This is a genomic window from Streptacidiphilus anmyonensis, assembly GCF_000787855.1.
Lineage (GTDB): Bacteria > Actinomycetota > Actinomycetes > Streptomycetales > Streptomycetaceae > Streptacidiphilus > Streptacidiphilus anmyonensis.
The window spans coordinates 78,376-100,675 of the sequence record NZ_BBPQ01000008.1 but is presented as its reverse complement, the minus strand read 5'-3'; the positions used below and the strand labels follow the sequence as shown (position 1 = coordinate 100,675).

22 protein-coding genes are annotated in these 22,300 nt (G+C 74.0%); 7 read left to right on the top strand and 15 right to left on the bottom strand.

Features of this window, described 5'->3' with window-relative positions:
• Positions 1-712: glycosyltransferase family protein (locus TR50_RS48640; RefSeq protein ID WP_236654378.1), on the top strand; the 712-nt coding region annotated here is incomplete at its 5' end.
• 392 nt (positions 713-1,104) lie between these two features.
• Here the strand turns inward: TR50_RS48640 and TR50_RS11180 are convergent.
• Positions 1,105-1,749 carry a hypothetical protein gene (locus TR50_RS11180; RefSeq protein WP_042418613.1) on the bottom strand — a complete coding sequence of 215 codons (645 nt, stop codon included), beginning with the start codon at positions 1,747-1,749 and terminating at the stop codon, positions 1,105-1,107.
• Positions 1,750-1,847: 98 nt separating this feature from the next.
• Here TR50_RS11180 and TR50_RS11175 point away from each other — a divergent pair, with 98 nt between their 5' ends.
• Both TR50_RS11175 and TR50_RS11170 read left to right on the top strand, forming a co-directional pair.
• The gene (locus TR50_RS11175) at positions 1,848-3,869 is read left to right on the top strand and encodes an O-antigen ligase family protein (protein ID WP_042418610.1); all 2,022 of its coding nucleotides are present in this window, start codon (positions 1,848-1,850) and stop codon (positions 3,867-3,869) included.
• Positions 3,866-4,858 carry a glycosyltransferase family 2 protein gene (locus TR50_RS11170; protein ID WP_084700097.1) on the top strand — a complete coding sequence of 331 codons (993 nt, stop codon included), beginning with the start codon at positions 3,866-3,868 and terminating at the stop codon, positions 4,856-4,858. Before TR50_RS11175 ends, TR50_RS11170 begins: the two co-directional genes overlap by 4 nt.
• 31 nt (positions 4,859-4,889) lie before the next feature.
• On the opposite strand, the gene TR50_RS11165 is transcribed toward TR50_RS11170, so the two are convergent.
• From TR50_RS11165 to TR50_RS11110, 12 genes are all read right to left on the bottom strand, one after another.
• Positions 4,890-5,174 carry a hypothetical protein gene (locus TR50_RS11165; RefSeq protein WP_052440919.1) on the bottom strand — a complete coding sequence of 95 codons (285 nt, stop codon included), beginning with the start codon at positions 5,172-5,174 and terminating at the stop codon, positions 4,890-4,892.
• Positions 5,175-5,209: 35 nt separating this feature from the next.
• Positions 5,210-5,947, bottom strand: coding sequence for a PHP domain-containing protein (locus TR50_RS11160; protein WP_042418603.1), 738 nt, complete (start codon positions 5,945-5,947; stop codon positions 5,210-5,212).
• The gene (locus tag TR50_RS11155; protein ID WP_152648351.1) at positions 5,944-7,194 is read right to left on the bottom strand and encodes an ATP-grasp domain-containing protein; all 1,251 of its coding nucleotides are present in this window, start codon (positions 7,192-7,194) and stop codon (positions 5,944-5,946) included. Before TR50_RS11155 ends, TR50_RS11160 begins: the two co-directional genes overlap by 4 nt.
• Complete coding sequence (locus TR50_RS11150) at positions 7,185-7,853, bottom strand: polysaccharide deacetylase family protein (protein WP_042418597.1); 669 nt, start codon at positions 7,851-7,853, stop codon at positions 7,185-7,187. The genes TR50_RS11155 and TR50_RS11150 overlap by 10 nt, the downstream gene beginning before the upstream one ends.
• 3 nt (positions 7,854-7,856) lie before the next feature.
• Positions 7,857-8,666 carry a glycosyltransferase family 2 protein gene (locus TR50_RS11145; protein WP_236654377.1) on the bottom strand — a complete coding sequence of 270 codons (810 nt, stop codon included), beginning with the start codon at positions 8,664-8,666 and terminating at the stop codon, positions 7,857-7,859.
• A complete protein-coding gene (locus TR50_RS11140; RefSeq protein WP_236654376.1) occupies positions 8,663-9,901 on the bottom strand; it encodes a hypothetical protein in 1,239 nt (412 codons plus the stop codon). Before TR50_RS11140 ends, TR50_RS11145 begins: the two co-directional genes overlap by 4 nt.
• Positions 9,902-9,906: 5 nt before the next feature.
• Positions 9,907-11,787: an oligosaccharide flippase family protein gene (locus tag TR50_RS11135; protein WP_084700095.1), complete on the bottom strand. Its 1,881-nt coding sequence runs from the start codon at positions 11,785-11,787 to the stop codon at positions 9,907-9,909.
• A 40-nt stretch (positions 11,788-11,827) separates the two neighbouring features.
• Positions 11,828-12,766, bottom strand: a complete 939-nt coding sequence (locus TR50_RS47885; RefSeq protein ID WP_174514825.1) for a YveK family protein — start codon at positions 12,764-12,766, stop codon at positions 11,828-11,830.
• A gap of 219 nt (positions 12,767-12,985) precedes the next feature.
• Positions 12,986-14,107: a non-hydrolyzing UDP-N-acetylglucosamine 2-epimerase gene (gene wecB, locus TR50_RS11125; protein WP_042418594.1), complete on the bottom strand. Its 1,122-nt coding sequence runs from the start codon at positions 14,105-14,107 to the stop codon at positions 12,986-12,988.
• A 5-nt stretch (positions 14,108-14,112) separates the two neighbouring features.
• Positions 14,113-15,408 carry a nucleotide sugar dehydrogenase gene (locus TR50_RS11120; RefSeq protein ID WP_084700093.1) on the bottom strand — a complete coding sequence of 432 codons (1,296 nt, stop codon included), beginning with the start codon at positions 15,406-15,408 and terminating at the stop codon, positions 14,113-14,115.
• Positions 15,408-16,208 (bottom strand): WecB/TagA/CpsF family glycosyltransferase, encoded by an 801-nt coding sequence (locus TR50_RS11115; RefSeq protein WP_042418591.1) that lies wholly within the window; start codon positions 16,206-16,208, stop codon positions 15,408-15,410. Before TR50_RS11115 ends, TR50_RS11120 begins: the two co-directional genes overlap by 1 nt.
• Entirely contained in the window at positions 16,205-17,443 is a 1,239-nt protein-coding gene (locus tag TR50_RS11110; protein ID WP_042418588.1) for a hypothetical protein, read from the bottom strand. The genes TR50_RS11115 and TR50_RS11110 overlap by 4 nt, the downstream gene beginning before the upstream one ends.
• A gap of 355 nt (positions 17,444-17,798) precedes the next feature.
• On the opposite strand from TR50_RS11110, the gene TR50_RS11105 reads away from it, so the two are divergent.
• Positions 17,799-18,674, top strand: a complete 876-nt coding sequence (locus TR50_RS11105) for a hypothetical protein (protein WP_042418585.1) — start codon at positions 17,799-17,801, stop codon at positions 18,672-18,674.
• A gap of 11 nt (positions 18,675-18,685) precedes the next feature.
• Here TR50_RS11105 and TR50_RS11100 read toward each other — a convergent pair whose 3' ends face one another.
• Positions 18,686-18,898, bottom strand: coding sequence for a hypothetical protein (locus tag TR50_RS11100; RefSeq protein WP_042418582.1), 213 nt, complete (start codon positions 18,896-18,898; stop codon positions 18,686-18,688).
• Between the two features lie 267 nt (positions 18,899-19,165).
• Between TR50_RS11100 and TR50_RS11095 the strand changes: the two genes are divergently transcribed.
• Entirely contained in the window at positions 19,166-19,402 is a 237-nt protein-coding gene (locus tag TR50_RS11095) for a hypothetical protein (RefSeq protein ID WP_042418579.1), read from the top strand.
• Positions 19,403-19,454: 52 nt separating this feature from the next.
• Here TR50_RS11095 and TR50_RS11090 read toward each other — a convergent pair whose 3' ends face one another.
• Entirely contained in the window at positions 19,455-20,312 is an 858-nt protein-coding gene (locus tag TR50_RS11090) for a 3-hydroxybutyryl-CoA dehydrogenase (protein ID WP_042418576.1), read from the bottom strand.
• Positions 20,313-20,494: 182 nt separating this feature from the next.
• Between TR50_RS11090 and TR50_RS11085 the strand changes: the two genes are divergently transcribed.
• Entirely contained in the window at positions 20,495-21,322 is an 828-nt protein-coding gene (locus TR50_RS11085; RefSeq protein ID WP_042418572.1) for an SDR family NAD(P)-dependent oxidoreductase, read from the top strand.
• Positions 21,323-21,392: 70 nt separating this feature from the next.
• Positions 21,393-22,300: hypothetical protein (locus TR50_RS46660; protein WP_201776816.1), on the top strand; the 908-nt coding region annotated here is incomplete at its 3' end.

The following is a 22,300-nucleotide window of genomic DNA, read 5'->3' as shown; positions in this document are numbered from 1 at the left end:
CCCCGAGGCCGGCTTCTGCTACGGCCGCCCGATCCACTTCCAGCACGGCGGCCCGCTGCCGGCGGCGCGCACCGGCAGCGGCGGCCAGGTCGTCTACCCCGGCCACTGGTGGCTGGAACGGCGCTTCCGCGAGGGCACCGGCTGCATCACCTCGCCCGAGGTGGTCGTGCGCACCTCGCTCCAGCGCCAGGTCGGCGGCTACGACCCGGAGCTGCCGCACGCCGGCGACATCGAGATGTGGATGCGGCTCGCCGCGCACGCCGACGTCGGCTACGTCAGCGGCGCGGACCAGGCCTACTACCGGGTCCACGGCCAGAACATGTCCACCACCGACTTCGGCGGCCAACTCGACGACCTGCGCCAGCGCCTGGTCGCCTACGACTCGGCCCTGGCCAAGTGCGCCGACCGGCTGCCCGACGCGCCGGTCCTGCGCGAGACCGTCCACCGCAGGCTGGCCCGCTACGCGCTGCGCCGCGCCTACCGCGCGTACGACCGCGGCCGCACCGAGGTCGTCCCGGTGGACGAGCTCGTCGAGTTCGCCCGCGCCTGCACCCCCGCCGCGGACACCCTCCCGGAGGCCCGCGCCCTGCGGCTCCGCCGCCGCGTCGGCCCCCAGGCCATGCCCTACCTCCAGCCCCTCGTCCTCTCCGCGCTCTACGAGCGCGGCCGCGAGTGGCTCTGGTGGCAGTCGTGGAAGCGCCGGGGCCTGTGAACCGCACCCGGATTCCCGAGGCTCCGGCCGCTGCCGAGTCCCGCCCGCTGAGGGCGCTGCGCGGGCGCGCCGCGCGCTGCTTCGATCCCGGGCCGCTCCCGCGAGGCCGGCGACGGATTCCGAGAGCGGCGCCGCAGGTGTCCCGGTGCCCGGAGGCCCGGGCCCACGGCTGCCGTCGTGCGGGCGATCGAAGGCTGCGCGAGCGCCTCACGTCCGCGCGGCGGACGCACGCGTCGGGCGAGCCCGTCCACGTGGTGTTCGCGGCGCGCCCGCCGCAGGCCCTTCCGGAGGGCTGCCGTCGTGTCGCCCGGTGCGTCGGGGCGCCCGTCGGGGCCCTGGCCGAGTGGCTGGGCCCGGTGCGACGGCCGTCCGACGGGCCCCGCGGGCGGGATTCAGGCGGGGACGAGCGCCGTGCGGCGGCGGCGCTCCGCGCGGCCCACGAGCCAGCGGTCCGACCAGAGGGCGGCGGCGATGCCGCCGAACGCGCCGAGCAGGGCGACGCCCACCAGGCCCCGGCTCTTGGTGCCGCTCACCAGCCCCGCGTTGGGCGGTACCAGCACCGAGACGGTCATCCGGGCCGCGGTCGGCACGTGCTGGCTGTTCTGCAGCGCGACGATATGGGCCGTGTAGACGTCGATGACGTGCTGCGTCACCGCGTCGGCCGTGTTCGGGTCGGACTGGTCGGCGGTGATCTGCAGCGAGGGGATCAGGTACTGCGGCGTGGCGTTGGTGCCGCTGTTGCGCGGCGACAGCGCGTACACGCCGTGCACGCCGGCGGCCGCCAGCTCGGCCTGCCCGGCGGGCGTGCCGAGCTGCTGGACCACGTCGTAGGAGACGGTCGCCAGCGTGGGCTGGAGGTTGGCGAGTTGGTTGGGCTGGTTGCCGGTGACCGGCGGCTTGAGCACGACCACCGCCGACGCGCGGTAGAGCGGGGTGGGCTTGAGCACGTGGTACGCGCCCGCCGCGGTCAGCAGCAGTGCGAGCAGCAGCACGTACCAGCGTCGGAGCAGGGCGCCGACGAACGCTTCAGGCGACACGGGCTGTCCTTCCGTCAGGAGCGATACTGCCAGCCCCACTTGACCGCACGCCAGGAGATCGATGAGTCTGGTCCGGACTTCCGGGGGGAGGAGCGACGGTGAGCCTGGCCGAGATCCTGGCGACCCTGCGGCGACGCTGGTACCTGATGGTGCCGATCTGCGTCGTCAGTCTGCTGGCGGGGGGCTATCTGTACCGGACGGTTCCGGTCAGCTACTCCTCCGAGAGCTCCATCAGCCTGCTGGACTCCACGGACGTGGCCAAGCTGGCGCCCACCTTCGGCAACCCGATCTCCAACGCGGGCGGCCCGCTCATCGTCACCGCCGACGTGCTGATCCGCACCCTCCAGTCCGCCGACGCGGCCCGCTCGCTGCAGGAGCTGGGCGTCACCGACACCTACAAGGTCGGCTTCGCCGTCGACGCCCCGGGGCCGCTGCTCACGCTGAGCGTGACCGGGGTCGGTCGGACCCGCGTGCTGGACGAGACGAGCACGCTGACCCGCTTCGCCGGACAGCAGCTGCACGCGCTCCAGCTCCAGGCCGACGTGCCCACGGCCTTCCAGGTGCAGTCCACGCCGGTCGTCCTGCCGCAGCAGCCCGTCTCGCAGCTGAAGACCAAGATGCAGGACGTGGCGGGGACGATCATCGTCGGGTTCACCGGCGGGTTCCTGCTCTGCTTCCTGGTGGACGCCGTGTCCCGCGCCCGTCGCAGGCGACGCGGCGAGCCGGAGGCCCCCACGACGGCCGTACGCCGTCGCGGGCTGTTGCACCGCCGCCTGGACGCCACGGCCGTACTGACGGTCTACCTGTACCTGGCGCTGTTCATCCCCTCCAACCTGGCGGTGCCCGCGCTCGGCGGCGTGGGGACGCCGGCCAACGTCTTCGCGCTGCTCGGCCTGCTCTGGTTCCTCGCGTCCTGGCTCGGCGGCCGGATCACCGCGCCCGCCGGGACGCGCTCGGCTCGGCTGGCGATGTGCGTGCTCGCGGCGGCGGTCCTGCTCAGCTACATCGCCGACGCCGCCCGGGACAGCTCGCACGAGGAGCAGCTCGGCGCCGATCGCGGCGTCATCGGCCTACTGGTCTGGGTCGGGCTGGTGGTGCTCACCACCGCCGGGATCCAGGACCGCACCCGGCTGGAGGTGCTGATGCGGCGTCTGGTCGTGATCGGCGCGGTCGTGGCCGCCATCGGCTACTACGACTTCTTCTCCGGGACCAACATCGCCGACTCGATCCAGATCCCCGGGCTGCACGCGAGCGTGACGGGCATCGAGGCGATGGACCGGGGCGACTTCGTCCGACCCCGCTCCACGACCGCGCAACCACTGGAGTTCGGCGGGATGCTGGCGATCCTGCTGCCGTTCGCGATCCAGCAGGCCCTCGACCCGAACCGGCCCGGCGGGCGGCTGCGGCGCTGGATCCCGGCCGCGGTCATCGGCGGCGCGCTGCCGCTGACCGTCTCGCGCACCTCGATCATCGGCGTGGCGCTGGTGCTGCTGATCATGGTGCCGCGCTGGAAGCCGCAGCGGCGGTGGACCGCGATCGCGGTGATGCTGGGCGCGGTCGCCGCCTTCAAGGTGATCATCCCCGGCCTGATCGGCACCCTCACCAACCTGTTCAGCTCGTTCCTCAGCAACTCCGACAGCAGCACCCAGACCCGCACCGTCAAGTACGCCGAGATCCTGCCCTACCTGGAGCAACGCCCGCTGTTCGGGCGCGGCTTCGGTACCTTCACGCCCGACCTGTACTTCTTCACCGACAACCAGTGGATGCTGATCGCGGCCGAGATGGGCGGACTGGGCGTGCTCGCGCTGCTGGTGCTCTGCTTCACCGGCGTCCACCAGGGCGGCGCGATCAGGCGGTTGGCGCGGACCGACGCCGACCGGGAGCTGGGCCAGGCGTACCTTGCCACCGCCGTGGTCACCCTGGTCATCAGCGCGACGTTCGACTCGCTCAGCTTCCCGATGTTCGCCGGCATCTTCTTCCTCACCCTCGGCACGGGCGCCAGCCACCTCGGCTTCCTGCGCCGCGAGGACGCCGCCGAGCGGGCGGCGGCACGGCAGTCCGTCCCCGAGGCCGGGGCGTCCCCGTCCGAACCAGTGCCCGTCCTGGAGGCCACGCCATGACCCTCGACCAGCAGTCCGCCACCGTTCCCGCCGTCGGAGGCGCGCCGGCCGGCGCGGTCGGCGGGCAGGTCGTCGTGATCGCGGTGACCTGGAACAGCGCCGCCGTGCTGCCCGGTTTCCTGGCCGCGCTGCCCGAGGGGATGGGCGGCGTCGACGACTGGCGCCTGGTCGTCGCGGACAACGCCTCCGCCGACGACACCGTCGCCGTACTGCGCGAACTGGCCCCCGACGCCCAGGTGGTGCAGACCGGCCGCAACGCCGGCTACGCCGCCGGCATCAACGCCGCGCTGGCCGCGTGCGACCCGGCCACCACCCGCGCCGTGCTGATCTCCAACCCCGACGTGCGGATGCGGGCCGGCTGCGCCCGCACGCTCGTCGACGCCCTGGACACGCCGCAGCCGGACGGCTCGCGCACCGGCATCGCCGTCCCGGTGCTGCACGAGGAGGACGACGCGATCTTTCCCTCGCTGCGTCGCGAGCCGAGCGTGGCCCGGGCCTTCGGCGAGGCGGTGCTGGGCAACCGCCGGGCGGGCCGCTTCGGCCGCTGGGGCGAGATGATCACCGACCCGGCCGTCTACACCCGCCCGACCCGGGCGGACTGGGCCGGCGGCGCGATCATGGTCCTGTCGCGGAACTGCCTCGACGCCTGCGGCCCGTGGGACGAGTCGTTCTTCCTGTACTCGGAGGAGACCGAGTACTGCCTGCGCGCCCGCGACCTGGGCTACGCCACCTGCCTGGCGCCCGAGGCGTCGGCCGTCCACCTCGGCGGCGACTCCCGCGTCTCGCCGCGGCTGTGGACGCTCCAGACGCTCAACCGCGTGCGGCTGTACCGGCTCCGGCACGGCGCCGCGGCCACGGCGGCGTTCCACGCCGCGGTGCTGCTGCGGGAAGCCTCGCGCGCCGCGCTCGGCCGCAGTCGCGGGCCCAACCGCGCGGCGGCGGCAGCCCTGCTCAACCCCAGCCGCCTCGCGGAGAAGCCCGGCCCGTGACGGGCGCCGCACCGCGTCGAGCGGCGCGGGATCAGCCGACCTCGCCGATCGACACGGGGCGGGCCCCCGCGTCGAAGGCGCCGAAGGAGTGCTCCCACACCGCGTCGGGCCAGTAGTAGCTCACCCGGCCCTCCCGGGGCCGATAGGGAGCGGTGTCGACCGTTCCCAGCCACTCGTGGTATGCGGACTGGTACAGCCGCGGCTTGAACATCGCCGCCACGTCCGTTCCGGCTGCCCGGACGGCGCTCAGCCGCTCCTCGTCGGGAACCGGCAGACGCCGGTGGTTGGCGGCGCAGGCGTCCGAGCTCACCGTCATCGGGATGTCCGACCCCACAGGGGATCGGGACGGGCTCAGCGGAAGCCGCGGAGCGCCTTCGCGGCGATGCCGCGCAGGAGTTCGGCGGCGGCGAGGGCGCGGCCGGTCGCGCCGGAGGCGAGCCGCAGCGCGCTGCGGCTGAAGGCGAGCGCCTCGAAGCGGCCGTCGCGCAGGGCCGATTCCACCGTCTCCCGGCTTGCCGCGCCGTCGAGGGTCAGCTCCATCGCCAGCGGGAAGAACTGCCGGGCGGTGTGGAAGTCGAGCGACACGAAGCCCGGCAGGCCGAGCTCCTCCCGGAACGCCAGGGCCCGGCGGTTCGGGGCCCAGCCGTCGTACTTGCGGTTCCACACCTCCACCGCTGTCAGGTGCTTGGCCCACTGCGGGTCGAACCGGCGCCAGGCGTCGCGCCGCCAGGGGTGCGCGAAGACCGCGACCCCCCGTTCGGCCTCGGCCCGCGCGAGGACCTCCGCGATCTCCGGGGTCTGGCCGAGGAACGGCACGTCGCCCCAGACCGGGACGTGCACGACGTTGTCGGCGTCGTTGTACTCCAGGCCGGGGACGACGAGCACCTCCGGGGTGCTCGCCCGTGCGCAGGCCTCGACGTACTGCGACCAGCGGGCGTCGCTGAACCCCCGGCTGTGCTCGCACATCAGCAGGACGTCCACCCGGCGGCGCCGGAACGACTCCACCAGCTTCTCCAGCGGCCACGCCGCGTCGTCGGACCACTCGGAGTGGATGTGGGCGGCTGCCCGGACGCGCTGCACCTGCGTCATGTACGGCTCCTGATCTGACCGGCGACCGTCTCGTACGTGTCGCGGATGAACACCCCCGCCTCGCCGCGCCGCCAGTTGTACCAGCGGTCGCCGCGGCGGGGGAGCATCGCCCGGAGCGTCTCGGCGCGCCCGGGCCAGCGTCCGGCGTCCGCGCCGGACGCGCCGCGCAGCACGGCGGCGAGGTGGACGAGCTCGCGGCCCAGATGACGGCAGACCAGATCGGGCGCGCTGTCCGGCACTTCGGGGACGAACGCGGGGTCGAGCGCCTGGCGGACCGCCCAGACCGGGTAGGGGTAGCCGCGGCGCACGGCCAGCGCCATGCTGCCCCAGGTCCGGCCGTTGACCTCCATGAACCAGGCCGTCCCGTCGGGCTGTCGGTGGTCGCGCAGCAACTCGACCATGAAGAGTCCGCGCCAGCCGATCCCCTCGACCAGCCGCTCGGCGGCGGCGCGCAGCGGTTCCGGGACCGGGATCGAGCGGCAGGCGCTCGACCCCGAGCCGCGCGGGTTCATCATCCGGATCCGGCGGTGCCCGCTCCAGGCCCGCACGCCCGACGCGGTCGCGAACCCGAAGACCCCCTCGCCGACCCCGGTGACGGCGCGCTGGACGAGCACGGGGCCGTCGATCCGCGCGCCGAGCGCCTCGATCCCGCCCTCGTCGCGTGCGAGCGCGCCGGTCGGCCGCAGCAGCCGGCCCTCGTGCTCGACGACGGCGAGCGCGGGCTTGACGATCCACGGCCCGGCCCCCTCGCGCCCGGGGACGTCGAGGCCCGCCGCCTGCGCGGCGGCGATCTGTTCGCGCTTGTCGAGCGCGAAGCGCGCCGCGTCCCCGGTCGGCCCGGCGAGCGGGACGGGGAGGTCCTTGCGGCTGCACGCCCACAGCGCGTGGTCGTCGAGCGGGAGCACCGCGACCGGCCGGTGCCGCTCCACCGCGTCCGCGATGTCGCGCACGCACGCGTCGGCGTCGACCTCCGGGGCCGTCACCTCGACGACCTCGACGCGCGGGCTGGCCGCGAGCGCCGGACGGGTGCCGCGGCGCGCGAAGGCCACGACCCGGTAGCCGTGATCGGCGAGGCAGAACGCCGACTCCGGCGCCGCGAGGGCGTCGGCGAAGCCGATCAGCACTGCGCCGTGCGCCGGAACTCCCCTCGTGCGCGCGTCACTTCCCCCGGCCTCCGGCCGGGCGCCGCCCCCCGCCGAGGCGCGGTTCGGGTCACGCCCTTCGTCCGTCACTCCGCTCACCGCCACCGCTTGACCGTGCCGACGGCGGCGTCGCGCAGCCGCCGGGCCGGTCCGCGACCCGACAGCACACCGGTCCGGAAGGACTCGAGGGTGTCGGTGGCCAGGACGCTGAAGCGGGCCTGGAGCCAGGCGTCCCCCGCCGCCGGACGGCGGTCGCTGGTGTAGACGCGCCGGTAGCCGAGTGCGCGCAGCCGCCCCAGCACCCGGCGGTCGTACGCGCCGAAGGGGCAGGCCGCGCTGTCGACCGGGCGTCCCGCCGTCTCGGCGATCCGGGTCCGTGCGTCCGCCAGCTCGGCCGTGAGCTCGGCGTCGGGGACCTCGGGCCAGGCCCGGTGGCCCAGGCCGTGGCTGCCGACGCCCATGCCGGCCGCGACGAGCGCGCGCACGCCCTCGGCGGAGACGTTGCCGGGGGTGCCGATCCGCCCGGCGATGACGAAGAAGTCCGCCGTCAGGCCGCGTTCGACCAGGGCGGGAAGGGCGACGGCCACGTCCGACTCGTTGCCGTCGTCGAAGCTGAGCCGGATGCCGGGTCGGGCGGCGCAGTCGTCCAGGATGCGCAGGAAGGAGTCCCGGCTCACCCAGTAGTCGTGCTCGCCGGGTTCGCGTTCCGGGCCGGGGGTCCCGACCCCGTGGAACGACACGTTGTGGATCACTTGCGAGCGCATCGGCTAGCTCTGCCATTCCGTGTAGTAGCTGCTGGGGTTGGTCAGGTATCGGACCGTCACCTGGGGGATGTGGACGACCCGGTGGCTTCGGCTGTAGCGGTGGACCAGCTCCCAGTCCTCCCGGGGCAGGACCTCCGGCGTGCGGCGGATCCGGCTGAAGCGCAGCGCGGGGGTGCGGCGCGCCACGAAGGCGTTGGTGTCGAGGAACGCCTTGCGCGCGGCGAGCCGCCGGTCGAACGGCACCGAGAGCACGTCCTTCTCGGTCCCGTCGGGCAGGACCCGGCGCAGCGCGGTGTAGACGGCTTCCGGCCGGTCCTTGCCGGTCAGCGTGGCGAGCGCGCACTCCAGGTGGTCCGGCTCCCAGAGGTTGTCGTCGTCGAGGAAGGCGACGAAGCGGGAGTCGGTCAGCCGGATGCCGACGTTGCGCACCACACCGGCGATGCCGACGTTGCGGGAGAGCGAGACCGCCACGAGCCGCGGGTCGTCCGGCAGGCCCGGCGGCAGCCCGGCGCCGTCGTCGACGACCACGACGACCTGGTCCGCGACGGTCTGGGCGAGCGCCGAGGCCACGGCGGCGCGCAGCGCCTCGGGCCGCCGGTAGGTGGCGATCACCGTGGCGACGAGCGCGGTCGGACGCGGAGCGCGGTCGAGTCGGCGGACCTCGGCGTCCTCGGTCCGGCGCAGCGCCCAGGCCGTGTGACCGAGCACCACCTTGTTGCGCAGCTCGAACAGCACGTGCCAGCCGAACAGCAGCTTGGCGAGCTCCCACGGTGCGCGCGCCACGGCCCGCACCAGCTTCTTCGGTCGGCTCACTGCGGCGTCACCGGCTTTCCGTCCGAGGTGGTGTTGTCCGCCCAGACGTTGCCCGCGCCGCCCGCGTTCCAGTAGGCGACGTCGCCGTAGTAGCCGCAGGCGGGGTGGAACTGGTCGGAGAAGACGTTGTGGGTGACCTGGATGCCGGTCGATCCCGGGCCGCCGCCGTAGAGCGCGTAGGCGCCCCCGGCGATCCAGTTGCTGTCGACCACGGCGTTGTTGACCGTGCCGCTGTCTGGGAAGAGGCCGATCGAGGCGGAGGCGCCGCGGTCGACGCCGGCCTCGTCGAGCAGCGTGTTGTGGCGGATCACCAGCTGCCCGTTGCCGCCGCCGTCGCTGATCACCGCGTCCAGGTGCTGCCACTGGCCGCTCGCGTTGACGAACGGCGAGAGGTCGTGGACGTAGTTGTCGTGCAGGTCGCCCTGGCCCATGGACAGCGCGTTGCCGAAGACCGAGATGTCGCTCCAACCGACCTCGACCGAGCTGGTGCCCATGTTGGACACCGCGTAGTCCTCGCCGCCGTTGTCCAGTCCCTTGCCGGGGACGCCGGTGATCCGGCTGTGCAGCACCCGCAGCCCGTGGTACCCGGCGCGCAGGTTGACGCCCCACCAGTTGCTGGAGGTGATGCTGCTGTCGACGACCGTGACGTCGTTGGCGTAGATGTCCAGCGAGCCGGTGAGGTTCCAGCCGTCGATCACGGTGCCGTCGGTGCGGACGGTGATGTTGCCGCTGTGCCCGCTGCCGGGCGTGCTGCGCGGCCCGGTGGTGGCGGCGGTCGGGAAGCCGCACGCGCCGGGGGAGGAGCAGGGACCGCTGGGGCCGCCCGCGGTCGCGCCGGAGCGCCCCGGGCTCGCCGTCGCGCTGCGCGAGCCGGAGGGCGACGCCGACGCGCTTCCCGTCGGCGAGGCCGTGCCGGTGGCCGTGCCCGCGCCGGTCCCGGAGGACCCGGCCGAGGCGGATCCACAGGCCGACGACGCGGACGAGGCGGACGACGCGGACGACGCGGACGGGGCGGATGCCGAGGACGACGCGGTCGGACAGCCTGACGCCGTGCGCTCGTCCAGGTGGGCGCCGAGGGCGTCGGCGACCAGCAGCGCCAGGGTCAGCGCCACGGCCGCCAGCAGCACGCGCACGGCGGTGCGCCGTCTGTCACGCCGTCCCGGCGGTCCGGGCACGGGCGCGGGGGCGTTCCCGGAGGGGTTCTCGGGTGTGCTCTCGGGTGTGTTCGGGGGCATCGGGCTCACCTGCCCCGCCACGGCCGGGCGTGCCGACCGTGCCCCGGTTCGATCCCGCGCAGCCGGTCGCGGCTCGGCAGGACGCAGACGGTGTAGGCGGCCAGGGCGGCGACGCCGGTCGCCAGCAGCGCGGGCAGGCTTTCGCCGAGCAGGCCGCGCAGCGCCCACGCCGCGGCGGCCATCGCCGCGCCGCCGACGAACGGCCAGGCGCAGGCACGGGCGAGCGACCGCGGGGTGATCCCGGTGTGGGCCAGGCCGACGACGTACACCGGCACGACCACGCCCGCCGCCACCAGGACGTGGCCCTCGGCGACGCCGACGATGCCGCGCAGGTGCGCCGCCGCGGCCAGCACCGGGATCAGGAAGACCAGCCAGAGCCCCTGGGTGAGGATCAGCAGCCGCCGCCGCCCGATCGCCACCAGGCAGTCGTAGGCCAGTTCGCAGCCGATGCGGACCAGCCCCAGCGCCATCAGCCACGGCAGTGCGGCGGCCGCGGGCAACCACTGGCCGCCGTAGATCAGGTGGATCACCGGTGTCGCCAGCACCGCCAGCAGCACGCACAGCGGCACGCTGCCGGTGACCAGCACGCCCAGCGCCCGACTGAAGCCGTCCGCCAGCGCCTGCGGCGAGGACGCCAGCCGCGAGAAGCCGGCGAAGGAGACCCTCCGGGCGGCCTCGGAGATGATCCGCACCGGCCATCCGGAGATGTTGAACGCCAGGACGTAGAAGCCGAGTTGGACCTTGCCGAGGGTGGACCCGACCACGAGGGTGTCGACGTTGAGCACGCCCAGGGCGAGCAGGCTGGCCCCGGCCAGCGGCAGGCCGAAGCGCAGCAGGGCGCGCGCCTGGGCGGCGTCCCAGCCGAAGCGCAGCGAGCCGGGCGCGGCCAGCACACAGCCCAGCAGCGCCGCGACGTTGCCCGCGACCGAGCCCCAGGCGAAGCTCATCGCGCCCCACCCGCGGAAGGCCAGCACCAGCGTCACGGCGGTGCTCAGCACGAAGTTGAGCGCGTCGATGGTCATCCGGCGGCCCTGCGCGAACTCCCGCGTCAGGAGGCCCGCGGGCACCTGGGAGACGCCGTCCAGGATCACGCACAGGCTCATCACCCGCAGCACGCCGGTGGCGCCGGGGGAGCCGAGGGCCGTCGCCAGGTGCGGCGCGGCCACGAACAGGACCACGTAGAACAGGCTGCTGGACAGCGTGCTCAGGGTCAGCACGGTGGGCGCGAAGCGCCGCACGTCGCCGTCCCAGCGCACCACGGCCAGGCCGACGCCGAGTTCGTTGGCGGACAACAGGACCAGCAGCACCGTCTGGGCGACCCCGTACACGCCCCAGGCCGCCGGGCCCAGCGCGAAGCGCGCGAGTACGACGCCTGCGGCGAAGTTGCCGAGCCGCATCACCACGGTGTTGATCAGGCTCCACCGGGCGGCGTTGCGGACCCGGGAGCCCAGCCCGGACGGCTCCGCGGCCGGCTCCGGCCCGGCTTCCGGCTCCGGTTCGGAGCGCTCCCCGGCGGCGGGGCCTCCCGACGCGGCCACCGAGCCGCGCGGCGCGGACAGGGCGGCGTCGAACAGCTCCACGTCGAACGGGTCGACGGCGCGCAGTTCGACGGCGGGCGGTTCGACAGCCGGCGGCTCCTCCGACGGCGGGGCGACGACCGGCGCGGCGGCACCCGGTGGGGCGGCGTCCGCAGGGACGGCGGCGGGGACGGACCGGCCGGTTCCGTCGAAGCCCCGGTGGGTGGCAGCCGTGGCAGCACTGGCGGTACTGGCAGCGCTGGCTTCGGCGGCATCGGGGGCCCGGCCTGCGGGCGCGGTGTCCGACGGGCCGTCCGGCCGGGCGGTGGTTCCGTGGGCATCGAGGCCCGGTGCGGGCGCGGTGTCCATGACGGGACTCCTCGGGGGGCGACTCGGGAGCCGGTGGCGGTCAGCCGAACCAGGAGGATCGCTGCTCGGCCGGTGCGGCACCGGGCGTGGGAAGGACGGCGAGCTGCACGGTCGGGCTCTCCGGCTCGGGCTCGCGGGCGGCCTGCTGCTGTGCCGTGGCCGGTTCCGGCCGGGCCGGGACCCGCACCGTCTCAGTGCCGGCGCGCAGCGGCTCCGCCGTCGGCGTGGCCGTCGGCGCGACGGTCGGCGGGGCGCTCGGCCGCCCGGCGCTCGGACCGACGGCGACGGCGACGGCCTCGCGGCTGGAGTCCGTGTCCCGGCCGGTGTCACCGTCCCGGCCGGCGTCCGTGCCGGGACCGGCGTCCGCGTCCGCAGCCGGGCGCGGACGACGCCGGGCCTCGACGAAGAACGTCGCCACCAGGCTGAGCGCGAGGCCGAGCAGGGCGGCCAGCACCGTGTACTCGATCCGGGTCTTGGTCTGGGCCACCGGAGTCTGCGGCGACACGATCGTCACCATGCGGATCATCGCGTTCTGCGGGACGGACTGCTGCGTCTGGAACTGGTCCAGGCGCTCGGCGGCGTAGGCGGTCAGCGTCTTGTCCTCGGCCAGCACCTTGTCCGGCTCGGTCCCGGTGACGGTCAGCCACATCAGCGGCGCCTGCGCGTTGTCGGCGATCATCGCGTCGTAGGTGTCGGTCACGCCGCGGCCGGCCAGGTCGGCCTTGGCCGCGTCGGAGTCGAGGTTGCGGCCGAGGCTGTCGGCCATGCCGGTCAGCGAGGTCTGCGTGCTCAGGAACGGGTTGCCGTCGAAGGGCACCGTCGCCTTCTGCGAGTTGAGCAGCTCGACGGTGCTCTGCGACTGGTACTTCAGGGGCAGCATGAAGATGATCGCGGCAGCGAGCACGCCTGTCAGCAGCAGTCCGGGCAGCAGGACGTACCAGCGCCTGCGCATGACCCGTGCGATCTCGGCGAGATCCATCAGTTCCCCCTCGCGGCCCGCGCCGTGGTGTCTCGTTCCTGTGCCTGCCGGGCGCGGCGTCGTGCCGCCCCGCCCGTGCCGCAGTCCGGCCGCGCCCCGCCCCCGTCGGGTCCGCGGCCGGACTGAGGGCTTCTCAGTTCCGAACGCTCGTACCGCAGTCGAGCATAGGTCGCGGCACGGCTCGCGCGCGGCGGTTTCGTCCGCCGCGTGCGCAGGTGGTCAGCCGTTCCCGGCTGGGGACACCAGATCCGTCGGCCGAGGACGGCTTCCGGCGGGTCCGCCGTTCAACAGCACCTCGGCGATGCGCTCCCCGGCCCGGCCGTCCCACAGGGCGGGGCGGCGGGCCGGCGGCGGCGCGTCGAGGACGGCCAGCGCCGTGCGGAGGATGCCCTCAGGCTCCACGCCCGCAAGGACGTTGGTGCCCTCGGTCACGGTGATCGGGCGCTCGGTGTTCTCCCGCAGGGTCACGCACGGCACGCCGAGCGCCGTCGTCTCCTCCTGCACGCCGCCGGAGTCCGTCAGCACGATCCGGGCGGACGCCTGGAGCGCGAGGAAGTCGAGGTAGCCGGCGGGCGGCACCAGACGGACGCCCTCCGGCACGCCCAGCGCGGTGATCTTGTCGGCCGCGCGCGGGTGCGCGGGCAGCAGCAGCGGGCAGCGCCGGGCCACTTCGCCCAGGGCCTTCAGCATGCCGCCCAGCACCGCCGGGTCGTCCACGTTGGCGGGCCGGTGCAGCGTCACCAGCCCGTAGCCGCCGGGCTCCAGGTCGAGTCGCTCCAGGGCGCCCGCCTGCCGCGCCCGCGGCAGGTTGGCCAGCAGCGAGTCGATCATGACGTTGCCGACCAGGTGGATCTGGTCCTCGCGGTAGCCCTCCGCCCGCAGGTTCTCCACCGCGTCCTCGGACGGCGCCAGCAGGTAGTCGCTGAGCCGGTCGGTGACGACGCGGTTGACCTCCTCCGGCATCCGCCAGTCGCGGCTGCGCAGGCCCGCCTCGACGTGGGCCAGCAGCGGCCCGGCCTTGGCGGCCACCAGTGCGCAGGCGACCGTGGAGTTGATGTCGCCGACGACGACCACCGCGTCCGGGGCGACCTCCGTCAGCAGCGGCTCGAAGCCGGTCATCACCCGGGCGGTCTGCTCGGCGTGACTGCCGGAGCCGACGCCGAGGCTGCGGTCCGGCCGTCGGATCCCGAGGTCCTCGAAGAAGACGTCGTTCATCGCCGCGTCGTAGTGCTGGCCGGTGTGGACGAGCAGGACCTCGGCTCCGCGCCGTTCCAGCGCGTCCATCACCGGCTTGATCTTCATGAAGTTGGGTCGGGCCCCGACCACGCACACGATCCGCATCGGTCTCAGAGCACCTCGACCGTCGCGCCGGCCGCCGTGTCGGGCTGCTCGCCCGAGGCGTCCTGCGTCATCAGGCGGCGGCGGCAGTCCAGCACGTAGGAGGCGTGCGCGCGCACCAACGCGTAGTCGAAGGAGTCGTGGTCGGTCAGCAGCACCACGGCGTCGGCGGCGGCCAGCTCCTCGGCGGTCAGCTCGACCCGGGCGAGCCGGGCGTCCACCTCGGGCGGCTCGACCACGTGCGGGTCGGCGGCGTGGACCTCCGCGCCCAGGTCCAGCAGGAGCTGGGCCACCCGCAGCGCGGGCGACTCGCGGGCGTCGCCGGTGTTCTTCTTGTAGGCGAGGCCGAGCAGCAGCACCCGGGAGCCGTTGACGGAGCGGCGGCGCTCGTTGAACGCCTCGATCAGACGCCGCGTCACGTACTCGGGCATGTGGTTGTTGATGTCGTTGGCCAGCTCCACGAAACGGAAGCTCTGACCGAGTTCGCGCTGCACCCGCCACGACAGGTAGGACGGGTCGATCGGCAGGCAGTGGCCGCCGACGCCCGGACCCGGAGTGAACCGCATGAAGCCGAACGGCTTGGTCGCGGCCGCGTCGATGGCCTGCCAGACGTCGATCTCCAGATGCCGCGCGAACATCGCGATCTCGTTGACCAGCGCGATGTTGACGTGCCGGAAGGTGTTCTCCAGCAGCTTGGCCAGCTCCGCCTCCTTGGGCGAGGAGACCGGCACCACGGTGTCCACCAGCTGACCGTAGAAGGAGCGGACCGCCTCCAGAGAGGTCGGATCCACCCCCGAGACCACCTTCGGGGTCTGCTGGAAGCCCCAGACCGCGTTGCCGGGGTCGATCCGTTCGGGGCTGTAGCCGAGGTGGAAGTCGCGGCCCGCGGTGAGCCCGGAGCCGTCCTCCAGCAGCGGTCCGAACAGGTCCTGGGTGGTGCCCGGGTAGGTGGTCGACTCCAGCACCACCGTCGCGCCGGGGCGCAGGTAGCGGCTGAGCGTCCGAGCGGACTCCTCGATGTAGCTGAGGTCCGGCACGCCCTCGCGCAGCGGGGTCGGCACCGTCACCACGGCCACGTCGAACCCGCCGCAGTCGCGGGCGGCGTCGCTGGCCCGGTAGGCCCCCGAGGCGAGGACGGCGCCGAGCCGCTCCGCCGCCACGTCCTCGACGTACGACTCTCCGGCGGCCAGCCGTTTGATCCGGCCGGCGTCGACGTCGTAGCCGATCACCTCGTGCCCGACCTCGGCCGCCCGCACCGCGAGCGGCAGCCCCACGTACCCCTGCCCGACCACGACCACGCGCATCAGTTACCTCCTGCCGGTGTCGGCGGTTGCGACGGTTGAGCGGTGCGCGCGAGCATCGCCCGCGCGGTCATCAGAGCAAACTGGGTGTTCGTCACCAGGTAACGGCGGCCGAGCCGGCGCGGCTCCTGAGCCACCCGGTAGAGCCACTCCAGGCCCAGGCGCTGCCACAACTCGGGCGCCCGACGGGTGACCCCGGCGAGCACGTCGAAGGAGCCGCCCACGCCGTGCACGACGCGGACGCCGCTGCGCTCGCCGTAGGCGGCGGTGAACAGCTCCTTCTTCGGCGAGGTCATGCCGAGGAAGAGCAGCTGCGCGCCGCTGGCCGCGATGGCGTCGGCCACCTGCGGCTGCTCGTCGTCGGTGAAGTAGCCGTCCCTGGCCCCGGCCACCCGCAGCCGCGGGTGCCGCTCCGCGATGCGGGCGAGCATCGCGTCCAGCGCCTCGCGCCGCGCGCCCAGGAAGTAGACGCTGAGCCCCCGCTCCTCGGCGACCGCGAGCAGCCGCTGGAACAGGTCGATCCCGGCGACGCGTTCCGGCAGCGGCGCGCCCAGCAGCCGGGACGCCCAGACCACCGCCTGCCCGTCGGCCAGCACCAGGTCGCAGCCGGTGACGGCGTCGGCCAGCCGCGGGTCCTTGCGCATGGTCACCAGCTTGGCCGCGTTGACCACGCCGACCTCCAGGCGCCGCCCCTCGCTCGCGGCGCGGGCGCACTCGTCCACCGCCTGGGTCAGCGTGAGCGGGTCGAGCTCGACGCCGAGCACGGTCAGGCGCTCCACGACCGGAGTCTGATGCTGCGTCATGCCTTCTCCTCCTGAGGCGCGGAGGGGTCGACGGAGCCGAGCCAGGCGTGCAGCATCCAGCCGAACTCGTAGGGGCGGCACTCGCGGTCCACCGCCACGGGCGGGAAGTACCGCTCCAGCGGCTCCAGTCGCAGCCCCGGGACGAGCCGGCTGCCGACGCCGCGCGCCGCGCGGACCGCCTTGCGCGGGTCGCCGCGGAACACCTTGCGCCAGGTGACCCCCAGCTCGTCGCGGATCAGCGACTCCGGCTCGCCGGCGCCTGTGCCGCGCGCGCGGAGCTCCGGGACCTCGGTCATCCAGCGCAGTCCGAGCCGGACCGCCGCGCCGTGGTCCTTGCCGCCGGCCTCGGCGAGGTCGAGCAGCGCGGTGGGGGCCATCGCGTGCTGGTGGACGCTGTAGACCGGGTAGCCCTCGACGACCGAGCCGTCACGGGCGTCGTAGTGCCACCACCACTGCCCGCCCTCGCCCTGGAGCTCGCAGATGCGCGCCCCGCAGGCGTCGGCCGCGGCCAGCGCGGTCTCGTCGCCGCCGGTGTGCTCGCCCGAGACATGGGCGCGGGCGAGCGCCTGGAGCGGGTAGGTCTGGTCGGCGAAGCAGCCGACATGGGAGCGGTACCAGGGCAGCAGTCCGGGGCCGGTGGCATGCGGGAACAGCGGGCTCGACCCGATCCGCGCGCGCAGCAGGCGGTCGCGGGCGGTGCGCAGGCGTCGCTCGACGCCGGTCGCGTCGGTCAGACCCCGGGCGGCCGCGAGAGCGGAGAGCACCCAGGCGGCCTCCACGGTGTAGCGCGGCTGCGGCGCGCCCTCGTCGAGGTCGTCCAGCGCGGCCAGCCGCGCCAGCGCGTCCTCGAGCTTCGGGTGGCGGGTGTCGGCTGCGGCCCAGGCCACCAGCGCGGCGTCGCCGAGATTGGTCACCCGCGGCAGCCGCTCGACCAGGACGCCGGTGTACTCCGCCGCGGTCCGGCCGCCGAAGAGCGGCCGTTGCCGCTCCTCGGGGAGCAGCCGTGCGCCGAGCACGGTGATGGCGGCGTAGCGCACGCTCTCGCCGCGCGCCTCGAGAACGGCCTCGGCCCCCGGGAGGGGCGGTGCGACGGCGGCCCGGGTGAAGACGAAGTCCTCCTCGTTCGGGCGGAACATCGCGGGCAGTCCGGCCTCGGCCAGCCGGAGCAGGCGTTCCAGGAGCGGGGCGAGGGCGGGCTCGGCCGCCACGAGGGCCGTGGTGCGTGTGGTGGTCATCAAGTCCTTCACCGCGTCAGGGGAATGCCTGTCCGGCGGCGGGGGTCGATGGTGCCGACCGCTTCCGCCGCGCCGTACGAGGGCTGGGTGGAGGTGCGAGAGGTGCTGGGAGAACGTGCTGCCGGACGCAGCGTACGTCCACACAATAAGCACACATGTGTCTGCCTGGTGTCGGTTCGTGGAACTCAGCCGAGGTGCACAGGTTCTGATGATCACTCAAAAAGGCCGGATCCTGGCTTGTCCACGCGCATGTCAATCACAGCCGACGTCAGAAACTGTTGCCGTCAGGGCTATTGATCGTCGGCCGCGCGCGCCTCTAAGTTGTGGAGGCCAAGTGAAGAACGGGGGAGGTCAGATGGGGGACGACGGATTCCTGCGGATGGTGGCGCTGGAGGCGGCGCGCGTCTACTGGGGCAACGACGCCTGGAGTGAGAACAACCGGGGCCAGCGGCAATTGTTGGCGCGTTCCCGCTCCCGGCCGGCCCTCCTCGCCGACCAGGCCGGGCGGTTGCTCGCGGCGGCGGCCGAACGCGAGGGGTTCGCCGTGCTGGACCCCGGATACCGCCCCGGTCTGATCGGGGAGGTCCGTGCCGGTTACGAGGAGCTCATCGACGATCCGACCGTGACCGTCGACATGGGCGGCCGAATCAAGGACGCGGTCCGCTACGTGATGGACCCGGTGGGCCGGGTTCCCGTCCTGCGGGAGCTGCTGAACGCCCCGGTGCTCGGCGCGCTCGACGCCTACTACGGCGGCCGCTGGCGGGTGCAGCACGTGCGGATGTGGCGGATCTCCCACCTCCCCGAGCGCGAACGCGCCTTCCACCACTACGGGAACCTCTGGCACTGCGACCAGCACCCGGTGTCCACGCTCAAGTTCTTCGTCCAGATCAGCCAGGGCGTCACGGCCGAGGGAGGCGCCTTCCGGCTGCACCCCGTGCCGAGCACCCGCCGCCTGATGCGCACCGGCTTCCTCGGCCAGGGCTGGGCCAAGGGCCCGGCCCGGCGGCATCTGGACGACCCGGACCGCGTCGTCCCCTTCACCGCCCCGGCGGGCCACGGCGCCTTCGTGAACACCACCCGCTGCCTGCACCGCGCCGGCATCCCGCCGGAGGGAACCACGCGCGGGATGGTGCAGTTCACCTTCGTGCCGTCCCCGGACCCGCGCCGCACGGACGACCCGCTCGCCGACCTCCCGGCGGACCCGAACGTCGCCCCGGGCCGCACCGCCTGACGCCGCCCGCGCTACTCCCGGCGCTCCTGCGCCGGGGAGCGGCGGCGGCGGATCCCGTCCAGCAGCGCGACCTCCCGGTCGCTCTCGTGGATGCCCCGGAGCCACGCCTCGTGCTCGGCCGCCCTCCGGCGGTTCCACGCCCGAAGCCGTATCGCCGCTGCCGCGACCCCGCCGACACAGAGGACCGCCACCAGGCACCCGACCGTCGTCCCGACCGCCGTCAAGGGCTCTCTCCGTACGCAGTTCGCACCCAGGCGCCGTGTCGGCGCCGCCACGACGTCACCCTACCGAAACCGGACCGCCTCACTCCCCGTCAGCGGCCCGTTCCGGTGCAGTCTTCGGTGCAGGCGCAGTACCGGGCACTACTGCGCCTGTACTGCTCCGGTACTGATGGAACCCGTGGCCGGACGTCCGGCGCGAGCCCGGCGGGCAGTCACCCGGACGGGTTCGACGCGGATGCGTTCCGCCGGAGTGCCACGGATGCTGGGGCCATGACGGCCGAGACCCTGCGAGGCTTCGACATCGGCAAGGCCCGCGGTGGTGGCGTGGTCGTGCTGGTCTGGGAGGTCGAGATCGTGGACGACGTCGGAACCCGCGAGGTGCTCGACAGGCGTCCCGCCGCGACGTGGGTGGAGCTGGCCGAGCTCGGCGCCGAGTACGGCGTCCCGCAGGAGCAGTGGGTGATCGACGAGGATGCGCGGGAGGTCCTCGACGCCGACTCGCCCTGAGTACCGTCACGGCCCCGCCCGGAGCATCCGGTGCAGGGCCGTTTCCGGGTCGTCAGTACTGGTAGAAGCCGCGGCCGGACTTCCGGCCGAGGAGCCCCGCGTCGACCATGCGCTGGAGCAGCGGCGGGGCCGCGTACAGCGGCTCCTTGAACTCCTCGTACATGGAGTCGGCGATGGAGACGATGGTGTCGAGGCCGATCAGGTCGCACAGGCGCAGCGGGCCCATCGGGTGGGCGCAGCCGGCCTCCATGCCCTTGTCGATGTCCTCGGCCGTCGCGATGCCGGACTCGAACATGCGGACCGCGGAGAGCAGGTAGGGCACCAGCAGTGCGTTGACCACGAAGCCGGCCCGGTCGCGGGCGCGGATCGGGTCCTTGGCGAGCTCCTCGCGCGTGAAGGACTCGGCGCGGGCCACGGTCTCGGCGGAGGTCGTCAGGGTCGGGATGATCTCGACCAGCTTCTGCACCGGGGCCGGGTTGAAGAAGTGGATGCCGAGAACCTGCTCCGGTCGGCTCGTCGCGGAGGCGAGCTTGACGATCGGGATGGAGGAGGTGTTCGAGGCCAGGATCGCGTCACGGCGCTCGACGACGCGGTCGAGCGTCTCGAAGATCGCGACCTTGATGTCCTCGCGCTCGGCGACGGCCTCGACGACCAGGTCGCGGTCGGCGAAGTCGGCCAGCTCGGTGGTGAAGGAGATGCGTGCCAGCGCGGCGTCGCGCTCCTCCTCGGCGAGCTTGCCGCGGCGGACGGCCGTGTCGAACGAGCTGGTGATCCGGGTGCGGCCCAGCTCCAGGGCCTCACCGCTCGCCTCGGAGACCTTGACGTCCAGACCCGAGCGCGCGAAGACCTCCGCGATGCCCGACCCCATCAGGCCGCAGCCCACCACTCCTACTCGCGCGATGTCGCTCACGTGTGGCTTCCCCAGTTCCGTTCGTCGAAGAGTTCGAACACTTCGAAGAGTTCTATTCAAGGCAACGGCCCGACGTTACCCCCTCCTCCTCCGCGTGTCCGCCGCCGGACCTGCCAAGGCCGGACCAGGATGAGGTGGACGAACACGCCAACGGGAGCACGCCTGGGGGAGGGAGTGAAGCGGTGGGACTGCGGAGTCTGGAGGGCGGGTCCGCGCTGGTCACCGGCGCGGGGCGGGGAATCGGACGGGAGATCGCGCTCGGCCTGGCCGAGGAGGGCATGAACCTGGGGCTGCTCGGCCGCCACCGCGACACCCTCACCGACACCCTGCACGCGTGCGTGCGCCTCGGTGTGAAATGCGTCGCCTTCACGGCGGACGTGGCCCACCCGGGCCAGGTGAAGGCGGCGGTCGACGGCGTCCAGCGGGACCTGGGCCGGATCGACCTGCTGGTCAACAACGCGGGCCAGGTGGACCGCGCCGAGGTCCCGCTGTGGGAGGCGGACCAGGCGCAGTGGTGGCAGGTGGTGGAGACGAACCTGCGCGGCCCGTTCAACCTGCTGCGCTCGGTCCTGCCCGGCATGGTGGAGCGCGGCTCGGGCCGTGTGGTCAACCTCAACAGCGGTTTCGCCCTGCGCCCCGAAGGCCGCTACACCGCCTACGCGACCTCCAAGGCGGCGCTGCTGCGCCTCAGCGACAACCTTGCAGAATCGTTGCGCCCGCACGGCGTCACCGTCCTCGACATCAGCCCCGGCGCGGTGGCGACGGAGATGACGGCGAACATGCCGATGTTCGAAGGCATGGTCCACTGGGGCAGCATCCCGTATCTGGTCGCCACCGTCGTCGACGCGGCCCGCGGCCGCCTCGACCCCCTCCACGGCCGCTTCCTCCACCTCGGCCGGGACGACCTCGAGGCCCTCCTCCGTGACGCCGAGCTCATCCGCGCGCGCGACGCCCGCACCCTCCGCCTCCGCCCGTACGGCGACGAGGACCCGCTCGGCGGCTACGCCTGACGCCCGCCTGATAGCCTCCCGCTCCGCCGACCGGGAACGGCCGGCACCGGGGTGGGACAGGGGGCGGCCGGTGGGCAGGGAGGACCGGCGATCGCGGATCGCCGCTGCGGTGGGTGTGGTCGCGCTGGTGGTGCTGGCGCTGACGTCGTGGCGCGCGGTCTCGGCGGCCGTCGACGAGCACGCCTACGCCGGCGCCCGGCCGTGCGTCGGCGCGGGGACCGGCGACTGCCGCCTCGTCGGGACCGGCACGGTCCTCGGCGTGACGGAGATCGGCGGGCAGGGCGCCGAGTACCGCCTGGACGTCGGCACGGCCGACGGCCCCGTCGAGGTCGGGTTCTCCTCCGACAACGCCGTGCTGGCGAGTGTCGTGGACGGTTCCACCGTCTCGCTGACGTCGTGGAACGGGCGGGTCGTCTCCGTCCACGGCCGGGGCGGCAGCGCCGAGACCGCCGACGCGCCTCGGGTGCGCTTCGCGTCGATGCTCGGCTACGCGCTGCTGGCCCTCGGAGTCGCCGACTACGGCCTGCTCATGGCGTCCCTCCCCGGGCTGACACGGCGTCACGGAAACGGCCGGATCGTCGGCCGCGACGCCACCGGTCCGCATGCGGTCGCGCGGGGCTTCGGGTTCGTGGTGGCGTCGATCGGCGGGCTGGTGCCCCTGGGGGCCGGCCTGGTGCAGGTGAGCGGCGGGCCCCAGGACACCGTGCCCGTCCTGGTCGGCTCGGGCGTGGGGTTGTGCGCCGTGCTGGCGCTCGCGTGGCGGCTCGCGACGGGCGGGCGGCGGCGGTCCGCCGCCCGGGTCCGCGACCGCGCGCCGGCGCCGGACGCCCCGGTGGCGACCGCCCCGGTGGCGCGACCGCGTGCCCGCGCGTCCCTCGGCTTCCGCCTGCGGCGGCTGCGGTCCGAGGGATCGCGTCGGCCCGCGCTGCTGCCGCAACTGCCGCTGCCGGCGTTCGGGAAGTCCCGCTGGTTCGGCTG